The 14,304-nt window shown below is 44.1% G+C and carries 14 protein-coding genes; 9 read left to right on the top strand and 5 right to left on the bottom strand.

Going from position 1 to position 14,304, the window contains the following annotated elements; genetic code table 11:
* Positions 1-30: 30 nt before the first annotated feature.
* The 4 genes from ACTIE0_RS19105 to ACTIE0_RS19090 all read left to right on the top strand — a co-directional run bounded on the left by ACTIE0_RS19105 (position 31) and on the right by ACTIE0_RS19090 (position 3,829).
* Entirely contained in the window at positions 31-621 is a 591-nt protein-coding gene (locus ACTIE0_RS19105) for a Uma2 family endonuclease (RefSeq protein ID WP_439516954.1), read from the top strand.
* A gap of 287 nt (positions 622-908) precedes the next feature.
* Positions 909-1,868, top strand: coding sequence for a 3'(2'),5'-bisphosphate nucleotidase (locus ACTIE0_RS19100; RefSeq protein WP_006624479.1), 960 nt, complete (start codon positions 909-911; stop codon positions 1,866-1,868).
* Positions 1,869-2,090: 222 nt separating this feature from the next.
* On the top strand, positions 2,091-3,353 hold the full coding sequence (locus tag ACTIE0_RS19095; RefSeq protein WP_006624480.1) for a serpin family protein: 1,263 nt from the start codon (positions 2,091-2,093) through the stop codon (positions 3,351-3,353).
* A 206-nt stretch (positions 3,354-3,559) separates the two neighbouring features.
* Positions 3,560-3,829: a hypothetical protein gene (locus ACTIE0_RS19090; protein ID WP_006619157.1), complete on the top strand. Its 270-nt coding sequence runs from the start codon at positions 3,560-3,562 to the stop codon at positions 3,827-3,829.
* Between the two features lie 78 nt (positions 3,830-3,907).
* Here ACTIE0_RS19090 and ACTIE0_RS19085 read toward each other — a convergent pair whose 3' ends face one another.
* Complete coding sequence (locus tag ACTIE0_RS19085) at positions 3,908-6,685, bottom strand: CBS domain-containing protein (RefSeq protein WP_006624482.1); 2,778 nt, start codon at positions 6,683-6,685, stop codon at positions 3,908-3,910.
* Between the two features lie 175 nt (positions 6,686-6,860).
* On the opposite strand from ACTIE0_RS19085, the gene ACTIE0_RS19080 reads away from it, so the two are divergent.
* The 3 genes from ACTIE0_RS19080 to ACTIE0_RS19070 are packed head-to-tail and all read left to right on the top strand — an operon-like array spanning position 6,861 to position 7,749.
* Positions 6,861-7,100 carry a helix-turn-helix domain-containing protein gene (locus ACTIE0_RS19080; protein ID WP_006624483.1) on the top strand — a complete coding sequence of 80 codons (240 nt, stop codon included), beginning with the start codon at positions 6,861-6,863 and terminating at the stop codon, positions 7,098-7,100.
* The gene (locus ACTIE0_RS19075) at positions 7,084-7,302 is read left to right on the top strand and encodes a hypothetical protein (protein ID WP_006624484.1); all 219 of its coding nucleotides are present in this window, start codon (positions 7,084-7,086) and stop codon (positions 7,300-7,302) included. Before ACTIE0_RS19080 ends, ACTIE0_RS19075 begins: the two co-directional genes overlap by 17 nt.
* Before the next feature lie 54 nt (positions 7,303-7,356).
* Positions 7,357-7,749, top strand: a complete 393-nt coding sequence (locus ACTIE0_RS19070; protein ID WP_006624485.1) for a hypothetical protein — start codon at positions 7,357-7,359, stop codon at positions 7,747-7,749.
* On the opposite strand, the gene ACTIE0_RS19065 is transcribed toward ACTIE0_RS19070, so the two are convergent.
* The 4 genes from ACTIE0_RS19065 to ACTIE0_RS19050 all read right to left on the bottom strand — a co-directional run bounded on the left by ACTIE0_RS19065 (position 7,730) and on the right by ACTIE0_RS19050 (position 10,266).
* Positions 7,730-8,143 (bottom strand): DNA adenine methylase, encoded by a 414-nt coding sequence (locus ACTIE0_RS19065; RefSeq protein WP_006624486.1) that lies wholly within the window; start codon positions 8,141-8,143, stop codon positions 7,730-7,732. The two genes, ACTIE0_RS19070 and ACTIE0_RS19065, sit on opposite strands and share 20 nt — an antisense overlap.
* Positions 8,144-8,241: 98 nt before the next feature.
* Entirely contained in the window at positions 8,242-8,421 is a 180-nt protein-coding gene (locus tag ACTIE0_RS19060) for a hypothetical protein (protein ID WP_006668736.1), read from the bottom strand.
* The gene (locus ACTIE0_RS19055; RefSeq protein WP_006624487.1) at positions 8,388-9,764 is read right to left on the bottom strand and encodes a 16S rRNA (cytosine(967)-C(5))-methyltransferase; all 1,377 of its coding nucleotides are present in this window, start codon (positions 9,762-9,764) and stop codon (positions 8,388-8,390) included. The genes ACTIE0_RS19060 and ACTIE0_RS19055 overlap by 34 nt, the downstream gene beginning before the upstream one ends.
* Positions 9,765-9,873: 109 nt before the next feature.
* A complete protein-coding gene (locus ACTIE0_RS19050; protein WP_006624488.1) occupies positions 9,874-10,266 on the bottom strand; it encodes a winged helix-turn-helix transcriptional regulator in 393 nt (130 codons plus the stop codon).
* 375 nt (positions 10,267-10,641) lie between these two features.
* Here ACTIE0_RS19050 and ppsA point away from each other — a divergent pair, with 375 nt between their 5' ends.
* Positions 10,642-13,065: a phosphoenolpyruvate synthase gene (gene ppsA, locus ACTIE0_RS19045; RefSeq protein WP_006624489.1), complete on the top strand. Its 2,424-nt coding sequence runs from the start codon at positions 10,642-10,644 to the stop codon at positions 13,063-13,065.
* Positions 13,066-13,417: 352 nt separating this feature from the next.
* A complete protein-coding gene (locus ACTIE0_RS19040) occupies positions 13,418-14,191 on the top strand; it encodes a DUF4114 domain-containing protein (RefSeq protein ID WP_046321947.1) in 774 nt (257 codons plus the stop codon).
* Positions 14,192-14,304 lie beyond the last annotated feature (113 nt).

Below are 14,304 nucleotides of genomic sequence, written 5' to 3'. Positions count from 1 at the left end.
ATATCCGCCCACATTCCCGGAGGAAATCTGATGCACAGCACTCTCTCCCTGCAACTCCCCCCTTCCACCCTTCTCCAAGTCACCCTGGAACAATTCCAGGCGCTCGCCGCCGCCAACCCCGATTTAAGATTGGAACGGACAGCTACAGGAGAATTGATTGTGAACCCACCCGCAGGGAGCGAATCGGGAAAAAGAAATTTTAGCTTGACAACCCAACTGGGAATTTGGGTGGAAGCCCACCCGGAATTGGGGGAAGGGTTCGACTCCTCGACCGGATTTATCCTCCCCAATGGTGCGATCCGTTCCCCTGATGCTTCTTGGGTGAGTCGCCCCCGTTGGGAGGCGCTGACACCCGATATGCGTCGCGGTTTCGCTCCTTTATGTCCTGACTTCGTGGTGGAATTGCGATCGCCTACCGATAGCTTATCCCTACTGCGAGAAAAGATGGGGGAATATTTGGAAAATGGAGCCCGACTGGGATGGTTGATTGACCCCCAAAATCGACGGGTAGAAATCTACCGCCCCGGACAAGAAATCGAAGTTTTGCCGGAGCCCACAGAACTCTCAGGCGGCGATGTCTTGCCGGGATTTGTTTTGAGACTTAATCGGATTTGGGGATGAGAATTGCCTGGCTTTTTAGTAGGGCGATAGCCCCATGTATTTTTTGCCGGGAAAATCACCGTGATTAAGACATAATTTATTTTACAGCAGAATCCGTGAAATCACCATGGTAATTGGTGCATAATCATCACCTCTGTTCCTGAGAGTTGAAATGATACCAGTAAAGATGGTCTGTGAGGGGGTGAAAATTTCCGGGAGGTGATTTCCCAGAAACTTGACGACTGATAGACCAAGTGTAAAGCTATTTAAGGACAAAATCTCAACTAATTATATTCCCAGGAGTTTTTATGCCCTACGATCGCGAAAAACAAGTCGCTATTGATGCGGTACTCGCCGCCTCTCGCCTGTGCGAACAGGTCAGACAAGCCATTCCCCCGGCTATGGAAAAAGGGGATAAAAGCCCCGTAACCGTTGCCGATTTTGGTTCCCAGGCGATTATCTGTAAAGCTATCTCAGAAGCCTTCCCGGATGATCCGATAGTGGGAGAAGAAGATGCTACTACCCTGAAAACCCCGGAAATGGGGAACAACCTAGAGAAAGTCACAGACTATGTTAGGAGTATTATACCCGATGCCACCCCGGAGCAAGTAACTACCTGGATTGATCATGGTAATGGCAGTGTAGGAAAGCGATTCTGGACTCTGGATCCCATTGATGGCACTAAGGGGTTTTTGCGAAAAGACCAATATGCGATCGCACTAGCCCTAATTGAAAACGGGGAGGTTAAACTAGGAATTATGGGGTGTCCGGCTTATGCAATTGATGGAGATACTCCCGGAATGTTGTTTGTGGCTGTGCGGGGGGAAGGGTCGATGAAAATGCCCTTTTCTACGGGAAAATTTACGCCTATTCAGGTGGTGAAAGCTGAAAATACCCAAAATATGCGCTTTGTGGAAAGCGTGGAAGCCGCCCACGGTGATCAGTCTCGCCAAAATGCGATCGCCCAAGCTGCGGGAATTACCGCCCCCTCGGTGCGGATGGACTCCCAAGCTAAATATGGCGTTGTAGCATCAGGACAAGCGGCTTTATATCTGCGTCTTCCTTCCCCTAAATACCCTAATTACCAGGAAAATATTTGGGATCATGCTGCGGGGGCGATCGTCGTTGAAGAAGCCGGAGGTCGCGTCACAGATATGCACGGGAAACCCCTGGATTTTGCTTCTAGCATTAAAATGGTAGACAATCGGGGTATAGTGGTCAGCAGTGGATTGATTCATGATCAGGTTTTAGCTGCCTTGAAATCATAATTAACTGGTGGGGTTTGGGTTGAGGGGAGGCAATTATTAATCATTGTCGGGAGGGTCGGGTGATCCGGTCAGCTTGACCAACAATTATCAACCCGCCCTGATCTTAACCTTACTACTGAGAGGGCTTACTTATTCAAACTTTCAAGAACTGGGTGATAATCGGAATGAGTAAATTTGGAAATAGTCAACGATGGAACAATTAACATGGTACTTAGTCATATAATGTCTAAATTTTCAGCTTGGGGTCGGCGGAATGGTTCCCTATTGGCTTCCCTGCTATTACTGTGGGGTGTAGGTTTACCAGTCATAACCCAGGCTGTTGGCAATAGTTCAGAGTCTAACTCATATCAGATTGCTCGTGTAGATAATAATGCGATCGTGAATCAAAATAACCAATTTGCTATCGACCTATACAACCAACTTCAAAGGGAAATATCAGGGAATTTATTTTTCTCACCCTATAGCCTTTCTACTGCTATGGCTATGACCTATGAAGGGTCACGAAATCAAACGGCTATCCAAATATCCCAGGTTTTCCATTTCCCTCAGCCTCCTGGTAGTTTATACCCGGAATTTACCAGTCTGCTTAATGATATTAAAAGCCGCAACTCTTCCCAACTATACTTAGTTAATCGTCTGTGGGGACAGTCTGGCTATAGGTTTCAGGAACCTTTTTTACAAATTACCAAAAATCATTATAATGCACAGTTAAATCAAGTGGATTTTATGGGGGATCATGAAAAATCCCGCCAAATTATTAATGATTGGGTAAGCCAAGAAACTAACCACAAAATTACTGACCTAATCCCACCGGGAATTTTAGATAGATTAACCCGACTGATTCTGACCAATGCCGTTTATTTTTCGGGAGACTGGTTATCACCTTTTCCCGAGAAATATACTCAAGATGGCATCTTTAATTTACCATCAGGAGAAACTATTTCGGTGCCGATGATGCACCATCCTAATGTATCTATTAGTTATCATAGTTTACCGGAAGTTCAGATAATTGAACTTCCCTATTCGGATGGCAATTTATCAATGATAATTCTGCTACCGGCGGAAGGAACTGACCTGCCGACTTTCGCACAAAATATGACGATCGCCAATTTCCAAAACTGGCTGCACAGGCTGGAATATGTGAACCTAGAAATATGGCTACCCAAGTTTAATTTTAGCTCATCGTTTAATCTCAAGTCAACCCTCAGTTATATGGGTATGGAATCAGCTTTTACGGAAACTGCTGATTTTTCTGGTATCAGTTCCGAAAAACCATTTTTTTTATATGATGTGGTGCATCAAGCCTTTGTCAATGTCGATGAAAAAGGCACAGAAGCATCAGCCGCCACTGGGGTAATCGTCGGAAGTAGAAGTTCCATCCGCGATCGCATTCATATTAATCGACCATTTATGTTTATAATTAGAGAGTTGGACAGTGGCACTATATTATTTATGGGGTCTGTGGTCAATCCATTAGAACAGTGAAAGGGTGAACAGTTCACTGTTATTGTTCAGCCTAGGGCCGTTATCGGGCATCACCGTGAGAGTTAGTCCACCAGGCTGAAATTGGGGATTTTTCCCAAATTTCAACTGAATTTTTGGCAATTGTTTCAAAGATAACTGACCGATTGCCAAATCTCAAGATACAATTTCTTGTGATAGACTCTAATCTTGCTGTATCAAATTTTGCTATGACTGAGCCAATCAACGAGTCCAATGAGAGTTTACCCCGGGAATTTCGAGTCAATCAACTTAGGAATCTCATAGAAACCCTGCATATTGCCGACGAAATTGCTAGTAAAGGCTATTTGATCAGTAGTTCAGAACTTGCTGATTTAATGGATATTAACGCTAGTGCGGTCACCAGTCGCGGCGATAACTGGGCGTGGCGAAATTGGGAAGTTTCCCGGGTTAGACGGGAAGGCAATCAAATCCTCTGGCAATTGGAGAGGGTTGATTAGCCAACGCGGTAATTTATTATTATTGTTCATTGTTCGCGGCAAGTTATTGATGCTTTGAGCAATGAACATTAGTGATAATTACGACTGAGTTTCACGGGGTAAACTGCGGGAATGGGGATAGCGATCGCTGATAAATTTTGTCGCCTCCACAGTATCCGATATTATACCATCTAAGGTAGCATTTAGCAAGTCATTTAACATAACTTGAAATTTGGGTCCAGGTTTATATCCCAACTTTTTCAAATCATTACCATTGAGAATAGGTTTAGCATTCCACCAATGATTTAAATATCTCCAAATTTGCTTTCTCACCCACCGAGGCGAATGGGAAGCAATTAAAATCAACATGGGCAAATCGTAGGGTTCAAACACCCGAAAATAATCGCTAGGCTGCTGACAATTTGGCAATAAATCCGCCACTCGAGTTTGAGCATTTTCCAAGTTTAATAAACGGTCTACTTGCTGAGAATTAAACTGAAAAATATCGGCAACTTCCCGGCGATATTCGGGAGACAAAGCGGCGATTAACACATCGAGGCGAATTTGCCAATGGGCGAGAGTGTGGTTAGGGTCAAACCGTTTTAAACAGCGGTCTACGGTTCTAATTTGCCGCCAGAGAAGCTGATTTAACTCCAAAGTAGGATGAATACAGCGCAGGGCTTTTAACTCCCCTAATAAATGTAAAGCTGGTTGCCAATAGGGGGCTTGCAGGATATATTTTAACTCACTTTTTAGCCTAGCTTCCAAAGCCGGAATTTTGGCAGAATTGCGTTGTTGTCGTTGGCGGTCATAAATACCACTATTAATGGCATAATCGACATATTCTTTAGTGTGATGTTCCAGACTAAAACCCAGTCTCACGGCAAATCTGACGGCGCGATAAATGCGGGTAGGATCCTCAATAAAACTATGAGGATGCAATACCCTAATTTCTCGTAATTCCAAATCTTTAACCCCCCCAAAAAAGTCTAATAATTCCCCGGAGTTAGGTTCGTTTAATCTCAAAGCTAAAGCATTAATAGTAAAATCGCGACGGTAGAGGTCTTGACGAATAGAACTTGCTTCGACTTCCGGGTTAGCCGCCGGATAGGGATAAAACTCGGTTCTAGCAGTAGCAATATCAATCCAAAGGGAGTTTAAAACGGGGTGATTATGCCACAATAAGGCGGCGGTTTGAAATTGACCATGCACTTCTAGTCGCGCTTGTGGGTAATATTCTTGTAGCGATCGCGCTAGCTCCACAGCGGGAGAAATGGTCATAGTTGCCTCATCTGAGATATTATTGGTAGAATTGTGATAGCAACCATCAACCACCAAATCAATATCATGTAATAATAGATTGTCGGTAGATTCAGCTAACAATAAATCTCGCACTCCCCCACCGACTAGATAAATTTGCCAACCTCGCTGTTGACTAAGTTCGGCAATTTTGGCTAAAATTTGCCAAAGTTCGGGGGCTAAACGTTCTTGTAAAAGTTCATCAACGGTACTACAAGTAGAACCGGGAATACAACCTCGGCGGGGGGTAGGTTTGGGTAGACAATGCTGTTGATAAAGTAACCTTAAAACATCGGTGCGGGTGACAATTCCGACTAAATTGCCATTCTCTAAAACGGGTAACCGACCAATATCATAAGTTACCATAATTGACTCAATTTCCGGTAGTGAAGTATCCGGGGTAATTGTCCGCAGTTGGGGAGTCATATAACCTTTAACTGGCGAATGGTTGAAACCATGATGTAAGGCGATATCGATATCACGACGGGAGATAATCCCCACCAGTTGATGGTTATCGTCCAAAACAGATAGCCCTGAATGACCATAACGTAGTAGTATACGGTGAGCCTCCCCGACGCTGGTTTCGGGGCGAATAGTGCGTACTGGGGAAGACATTAATTCCCTAGCGGTAGGTGATGGGGGAATTTGTGCCTTAAAATTAGTTACCAGAGTTTCTAAGGTAGACTGCGGATCGACATCTCGTAAAGTGACGGAAGCGGCGCGGGGATGACCACCACCACCGAGGGGATGAAATAGACGGTTGAGGTCGGTTTGATCAATGCGCGATCGCCCAATAATAGTTAATCGTTTCTCCCCACCACTACGGACTCGATATTGATTAGCTAGTAATAATCCATCGCTTTCGGTCAGGTCTAATAATTCGGAGGTTAAACTAGACAGACCTGGTACATAATCATCAGTTTCCAATAATACCCAGGATATGGTGTGACCTTTGACAGTTGATTGATGTAGAGTTTCTAAAGCTGTGGTTAATAAGTCCTGTAGGGTAGGGGATAAGCCGGGTTCTACATATTCGGTGATCGCAGATAAACTGAGATTTTGTTCCATTAACCAAGCTAAGGCGATCGCATCCCGTGGAGTAGAATGGTCAAAGGTTAGCGATCCGGTATCCACATGAATACCTAAAGCCATGACTGTGGCTTCTGCTGGTCGGGGAACCACAGGGTTAGCCATGGCTCGCAAATGCTCTACAATCAAAGTAGTAGTCGCCCCCACCGCTTCAATTTGAGTCCAGGTAGCGGGGATATCTAATTTTAGGTGAGGGTGATGGTCATACAACCGGATTTCCAAATTCGGTAAGTCTAACCATTCGGCTGCTTTCCCTAAGCGATCGCGATTTTGGGTATCCACCACCGACAATTTACAGATCCGGTCAGGATTAACCGATCGCCTTTCAATCAATGGAAACTCATCTCGATACAAAGCCAAAAAATCCCGCACGGCTGGATGAGATCCCCCCGTCAGCACTATTCTACTACCTGGATACAGGCAAGTTAAACCTACCGCCGCCCCCAAGGAGTCAAAATCTGCTGTGGTATGACATAGAATCAAGTGCATATCAGGTATTTTTTGGACTTTACACCTATTTTATCTCGATCCTTGACACTCTCTAAGATCCATCCACTAATATTGTTGGGTTCAGTCCTCATACTGATCTGCTATTGGGCGATCGCACTGATTTGAATACTATTGTCTGTAGACTCAGGGTATCTGTAGCTGACATAATTTCAGTATGACAGAGATTAACAAGGCTTTAGGTCAAGTTCTGATTAAGTACAGAACACTAGCAAAGATTTCCCAAGAAGAACTCGCGGACAGAGCAGGTATACATCGTACCTATGTCAGCCAGATAGAACGTGGTTTAAAATCACCCACTTTGTCTGTCTTGTTTCGGATTTCCCAATCTCTAAACACTACTGCTAGTGTTTTGATAGCTGAAGTTGAACGAGCATTATATGACATACATTATTAATCCTAATTTCCATATTTTGGGGGGATTTGAAGTCAATGCTAGACATATAGATTCAGCACTGTCCCAAACAAATCAATTCCTAGAAACTATTCCGGCGGCTGTTTATAAAAATATTGATTATAAAACTACAAGTTCGATTGTTGGTTCCATGTTTTGCCAGTCTATAGCCGAAGTAACAGAAGCGATCGTTAACCCCATATAGAAAGGACATCCCGATCTTATCCCCAAGGGAAGTGAAAACTCGCCGGAGGAAGAATTGCGTAATTATCCTGTGGGTTTAGAGGTGAAGTGTACTATTGGAAATATAACTAAAGGTGCAAATCTCAGAGCCGGACAACCAAGAATCAATGCTTTAGAGGGAATTACCTGGCAAGCTCATCATCAAGAAGTAAAAGAGTTATTGGGATTAGTTTGGGATTTTGTCCTCAATGAAAAGGATTTTAACTATCCCAAAGTTACGGCTATCTTTTATGCTAATAATCTGACTCAAGATGATTGGGGAAATATTAGTGGGACACGAGGTAGAAACACTAAAGTAACGGGGATGAAAGTAAGTGGTAAACAGAAAATGGCAGCAGGTTGGGTAGCCTTAATTGATGACTATCTATATAAACAGGTTTATCAGATGATTATGAAATTTTCGATTTAGCTAAAAGCTGAGGGTCACTATCGGAACGATAGTAGATCATTTCCTTGCTAGTTTTTCCGGCTACACCTTTTAAGTATAGCAATGGCTTGAACGGTAGATAATCACCACAATGACCTTCACAAAATATAACTTCTCCCTTCCTATTCTTAGACCATGTGGCTAGTTTTTGATAATCAATGAGTTTACTTCCATAGCGATAACCTTCCCCAGAAGCGTCTTTATAGGGTGGGTCAATAAACCAAGTTGCTTCTATATCGGGGGCTAATGTATAATCTCCACAGATAATCTTCCAGTGCTTAATCTTAAATAAGTTTTCGCACATATATCTTTTGCTAATCTGCCAATTTCTAGCTAGAACCGCAGTCACTTTAATAGTTTTATAGTGAAATGCCATTTTCGTGGCTGCATGAATAATATGAAGAAATTCGGAACTCTTTTCGCCGATTTCTAAGTCAGGTAAATTGTTGATTACTTGGGGCGTTGCTTCTTCAATTAACCATTTCCAAATCTCGGAGACGCTCTCATCTTTTCTACTAAAAAAACATCTTTTTGCCAGTTTTCTCGGTACAATGAATAAGCTGCCGAACCGGCAAAAGGTTCCACGATCGCCTCAAAATTAGGAGAAGGATAATGCTTTGCTATTTGCTTTTTTCGGCCGTAGTAGTAGAACATAAGTGCCTAAGTTTAGCTATAAAAAATCCATCCATTTGGTGACGATGGGGCCATATTTTCAGCCAACCTTCCTTAGTCGGTTCCACCGGAAGATCTATATTAGGAACCTCTACACGCCAGGTGGGATGACGACTTAAAAAAGATGCGATCGCCCATTCATTTTCCTGGGGGTGTAAAGTACAAGTGGCATAAACTAACACCCCTCCCGGCTTCACCCAATGACTGACCATCTCTAATAATTCTGCCTGAAGTTGAGACAATTGCCGAATCTGATCGGGAGTTTGTCGCCAACGCGCATCAGACCGCCGATGCAAGGTCCCACCACCAGAACAAGGTGCATCTAATAGTACGCGATCGGCTGTATTATTATATTGTGGAAAATGACGACTATCTCCCACTTCCACCTGAATCGATCGCAACTTGAGGCGCTTAATATTCTGTTGTAAAGGTTTTAGCCGTCCCGGGGAGCGATCAATAGCAATAATTTTACCATTATCCCCCATCAGTTCTGCGATATGGGTAGTTTTTCCGCCGGGGGCGGCGCAGGCATCAATTATAATTTCCCCAGGCTGAGGATCTACCACATATCCTACCAGTTGGGCGGATGCGTCCTGAACCGTCCACCAACCTTGATCATATCCCGGTAAATTGGCGATCGCCCCCACACCATAAGATAATCGCCAACCCTGGGGAAGTTTGGGAATAGGCGATCCGATGATTTCCCGTTGTTGAAAGGCTGTTTCCACCGTTTCCAACGTAGTCGAGAGGGGGTTAATCCTTAAATCTAAACTAGGGGACTGATTAAACCAGTCACAGAGTTGTTCAGTTTGAGACTCCCCCAACTCCTCCAACCAGAATTTGATCATCGAGTCGGGGAAACTGTGGAGAATACCCAGCCGAGAAACGGGATTTTCCGGTAACTGCAAAATTGACTCGAGGGAATTTCCCGCCTCCAACAGGCGCAAATACTGACGTAGGAGACCATTAACAAACCCGCCTAAACCTGATAAGTGGTTGACTTTGGTTAGGTCTACAGTGGTATTCACCGCCGCCGACGGGGGAATATTCGTGCTAAAGGAGAGTTGATATAATCCTAAATGCAGAATAATTCTCAGATCTGGCGGCTGTTGGTGGGCGGGTTTTTTGGCTAGGCGATCAATAATTGCATCGAGGGTTCGCCTGCGTCGGGTACAACCGTAAACTAATTCTGTTCCCAGGCGGCGATCGGCATCTTTGAGATCAGCCTGACGCAACTTTTCATCTAAAACTAGATCAGCAAATGCGCCCCGTCGTTGAATGTCTCGGAGGGTGACAAAAGCTAATTGGCGAGGATTATCAGTCACAGCAGACTCGATTTTTGTACAAAAGGGGGCTATTGAGGGCTGGCATCATGGAAAAGCGATCGCACTTTACCAACTCTTCCAGAATTGTATCAAAAATCATCGGATTTTTCTAGCCGCTCAATTCCAAAGCACATATACAACTTTCCTGGTGTAGCCACTGTTCCCCCACTTGTTTCATGGCCAAAATTACAGGTTTTAGTTCCCGACCTTTAGCAGTTAGAGAATATTCCACATGGGGAGGGATTTCTGGGTAAACGGTACGGATTAATAAGCCATACTTTTCTAACTCTCTCAATCGGATAGTCAGGGTCTTTGTGCTGATACCTGGTAAGGCTTCAATCAATTCATGGGTTCTCATGTCGCCTCGGAATAACTCCCGCAAAATTTGGACTGACCATTTGCTACCAATGATATCCATTAAAAACTGAATGGGACAAATGATCTCAGCGCACTGTTCCCGTCCATAGGGGGCAACGGATTCGTAATATTTCTTAACTTTCATTTTAAGCTCCTGATCCGCTTAATCTTTTTTAAGAATAACCTATATTCCAGACAATTCACCATAATTTTAGTCTGGTAACTATGGCTGAGGGTGATCAGGAGATGTCGTTTTATGAGAAAAGACATATAATAAAAGTAGCCACCAAAAAAATAACGTTTAATCGTTCACCTAGATAAGAAATCCCTGAAAACCGGTTTTCTGTGACCGCATAAAATTGGGGATCAAGGTAAAAACCATTTTCAATAACTGCCTAAAACTCGTAACCCAGGAGGATTAAGGGTTTCCATCCCGTCCTTCATTTGTTTCTGATTAAATTTGATAAACCGGAAGCCGCCAACTTGATGACGGCCACTTTAATTTGGAGTGTTTCAGCCCATGTTAAAACTATTTGCCAATAAAAAAGCCCAGATTAAGCAAAACAAAACTCTGATTTTATGGTTTGAAGATGTGCGACTTGCTGACCTTCCCCTAGTGGGTGGTAAAAATGCTTCCCTAGGGGAGATGATTCAACAACTGGAATTGCGGGGAATTAATGTTCCCCAGGGTTTTGCGATCACCGCCGAAGCCTATCGCTATTTTATTGAATATGGCGGTTTGGAAAGTGAGTTGCGATGGTTATTGGCTGGTCTGGATATTGAAGATATTAAAAACCTGCGCCAGCGGGGGAAAGAAGCCCGATCGCTAATTGTTAATACCTTGTTACCCCCCGATCTTGAACAGGCGATCGCCATAGCCTATAAACAACTGTGCGACCTATATGGTAATGAAACAGATGTAGCAGTGCGATCGTCAGCCACCGCTGAAGATCTCCCATCAGCCAGCTTTGCGGGACAACAGGAAACCTATTTAAATATTCACGGTATCAAGGGAATTTTAGAAGCGACCCGCAAATGTTTCGCCTCCCTATTCACCGATCGCGCTATTTCTTACCGTAGCCTCCAAGGTTTCGATCATTTTGATGTAGCCCTATCTATTGGCGTACAAAAAATGGTGCGATCGGACCTAGCCACTTCCGGGGTAATGTTCTCAATTGATACAGAAACCGGATTCAAAAATGCCGTCATCATTACCGCCGCCTATGGCTTAGGGGAAACCATAGTCCAAGGGACTGTCAACCCTGATGAATTCATGGTATTTAAACCCATGTTGCGGGAGGGTTTTCGACCCATTATCGCCAAGCGTCTGGGTAGTAAAGCCGTGAAAATGGTTTACGATCGCCAGGAAGCTACCCGCCTTATTCCCGTCCCAGAAACCGAAAAACAAAAATTTGCCCTAAGTGATGAGGAAATTCTCAAGCTGGCTAAATGGGCGCAAATTATCGAAGATCACTATAACCAAATTCGGGGCTGTTATTCCCCCATGGACATTGAATGGGCGAAAGACGGCCAAACTGGGGAATTATTTATTGTCCAGGCGCGTCCCGAAACAGTCCAATCTCAAAAGTCCGATCGCATTTGGCAACAATATCACCTCCAAGGTACAGCAGAAGTCTTAGTCGAGGGTCGCGCTGTAGGCGATCGTATTGGTCAAGGTAAAACCCGCGTTTTGCTTAATGTCCAGCGCATTCATGAATTTAAACCCGGCGAAATTTTAGTTACCCAAAAAACAGACCCCGACTGGGAACCAATTATGAAAAAAGCCTCCGCCATTATTACCAACTCCGGCGGTCGCACCTGTCATGCGGCGATTATTGCGCGAGAAATGGGCATTCCCGCCATTGTCGGCTGTGGTAATGCTACCGATATCTTACGCACCGGTCAAGCCGTAACCGTTTCCTGCGCCGAAGGCGAAGTCGGTAAAGTCTATCAGGGTTTAGTACCTTTTGCGATCGCCAAAACCGTATTAGACGATTTACCCAAAACCCGCACCCAAATTTTACTCAATATTGGCAACCCAGCCGAAGCCTTTAGCCTTGCTTCTCAACCCTGTGACGGCGTAGGACTAGCGCGACTAGAATTTATCATTGCTAATCAGATCCGAGTCCATCCCCTCGCCTTAATTAACTTTTACCAACTCCAAGATGAAACCGCGCGCCAGGAAATTGACAGACTCACCGCCGGATTTAATAGCAAACCCGACTATTTTGTTAGTCAACTCGCCCAAGGAATTGGCACTATTGCTGCTGCTTTTTATCCCAAACCCGTCATTGTACGCATGAGTGATTTAAAAAGTAACGAATACGCCAATTTGCTGGGAGGGCGACAATTTGAACCCCTCGAAGAAAACCCCATGATTGGTTGGCGGGGTGCGTCTCGGTATACTGACCCCAAATATCGCCCAGCCTTCGCCTTGGAATGTCAAGCGATCAAGCGGGTTCGCGATGAAATGGGATTAGCTAATGTCATTCCCATGATTCCTTTCTGTCGCACCCCCGAAGAGGGTCAGCAGGTCTTAGCAGAAATGGCAAAACATGGCTTAAAACGCGGCGAAAATAGTCTGCAAGTTTATGTCATGTGTGAGTTACCCAGCAATGTTTTATTGGCTGATAAATTTTGCCAGGTGTTTGATGGTTTTTCTATCGGTTCCAATGATTTAACTCAGTTAACTCTCGGTTTAGATCGTGATTACGGACTGGTAGCCCACATTTTTGATGAACGCGACGAAGCCGTTAAACGCATGATTAAAATGGTCATTCAAACGGCGAAACGTTACGATCGCAAGATTGGTATTTGTGGTCAAGCCCCCAGTGATTATCCTGAATTTATCCGATTTTTGGTAAACTTAGGGATTGATTCAATTAGCCTCAACCCTGATTCTCTACTCAAGACCCTACTAGAGGTCGCCAAAATCGAGAAATAGGAGATCTGATTTCAGTTCAATATAGCAGTTTATCCTTTATCCTAACCCTCTCCTCCTTCTATGGCTCCCTATACCACAGGGACAGAGGGGTGTGAGGGAGTTTTTATGAGCGATTATTTATACCCCCCTGGGGGGGATATCCCCCCCAAAAATCTCCGTATTTTCACTAAAAAATTTGCATAATCTTTATAAAACAAATAAATTATTTAAAGATTTGGTAAAGATTGCCAATTTGGCTGGACAAAGAACTGATAACTTTTCCATAATAGAGTCATCAGCTAAAAAGTTATGAATCTTCCAGGACTCGCATCTTACTGAACTGCTATCTTAAAACTTACGGAGACCAACCCCCATGAAATCCACAATCCTTGCAGCATTTACAGCCGTCACAACTACCCTAGCCGTTGCTGGTTCCGCTGCTGCATTCACTATTCAACGAGCCGATGAACACTTTCAAGGGCTGATTAACTCCGGTGTTTTTAATGACTATATCCACACCGAATATCAAGCCCTAGACCCCTCATTTGTTTCTAGTCGTCAGCTAGATTTGAGTAAACTAACATTAGATTTCAACCATGAAGTGAAAGTGCATTTCCTCAGTGAGGGTGCATGGTATCGCAACCAGTTAGGTGTTTCTGCTACAGGCGCTACCACCATATCAGACACTATTCTATTTGATGATATTGTCTGCCTAACTAGCAGTTGCTCAACTCATATCGGTTATCGAAATTCTGGCAACGACCCAACCGCTAATGCTTTACAAGCAGGTGATTTTGTCAGCTTGGGTACAGTTAACGGAGGAACTACCCTAGACTTTTTCCTAAATTCCGATGGTTATGGACGCAGCAACCCCACTCGTTTATATGTTGACTCCAGCCGGAACAGAAATGGATTCCAACAAGTGATGGCCTATGAACAATCTGGCTATCTGGTGTTAGCTTTTGAAGATATCGTCGGTGGTGGTGACAGAGACTATAATGACGTTGTGTTTGCCCTTGATATCGGCAAGAAAAATATGAATGCCATCAGAGGTGTGCAAGTTCCTGAACCTACTATGGTGTTAGGACTCCTAGCAGTTGGCGCGGCTTTCTCCCTTGTCAGTCGCAAAGGTGAACAAAAGTCTTAGGCGCGAATTTAACTCGGAAATATTGTCCATATCTCCTGTTATAGCATTAGTCAAGGTGGTTAGGACGCAGCTTTGAGAACGGAATCCATGGCATCATGGAGAGAATCAAACTG

Source organism: Limnospira sp., from assembly GCF_051859755.1.
Taxonomy (GTDB): domain Bacteria; phylum Cyanobacteriota; class Cyanobacteriia; order Cyanobacteriales; family Microcoleaceae; genus Limnospira; species Limnospira fusiformis.
The sequence above is the reverse complement of the archived record's forward strand: the minus strand, read 5'-3'. Positions and strand labels throughout refer to the sequence as shown.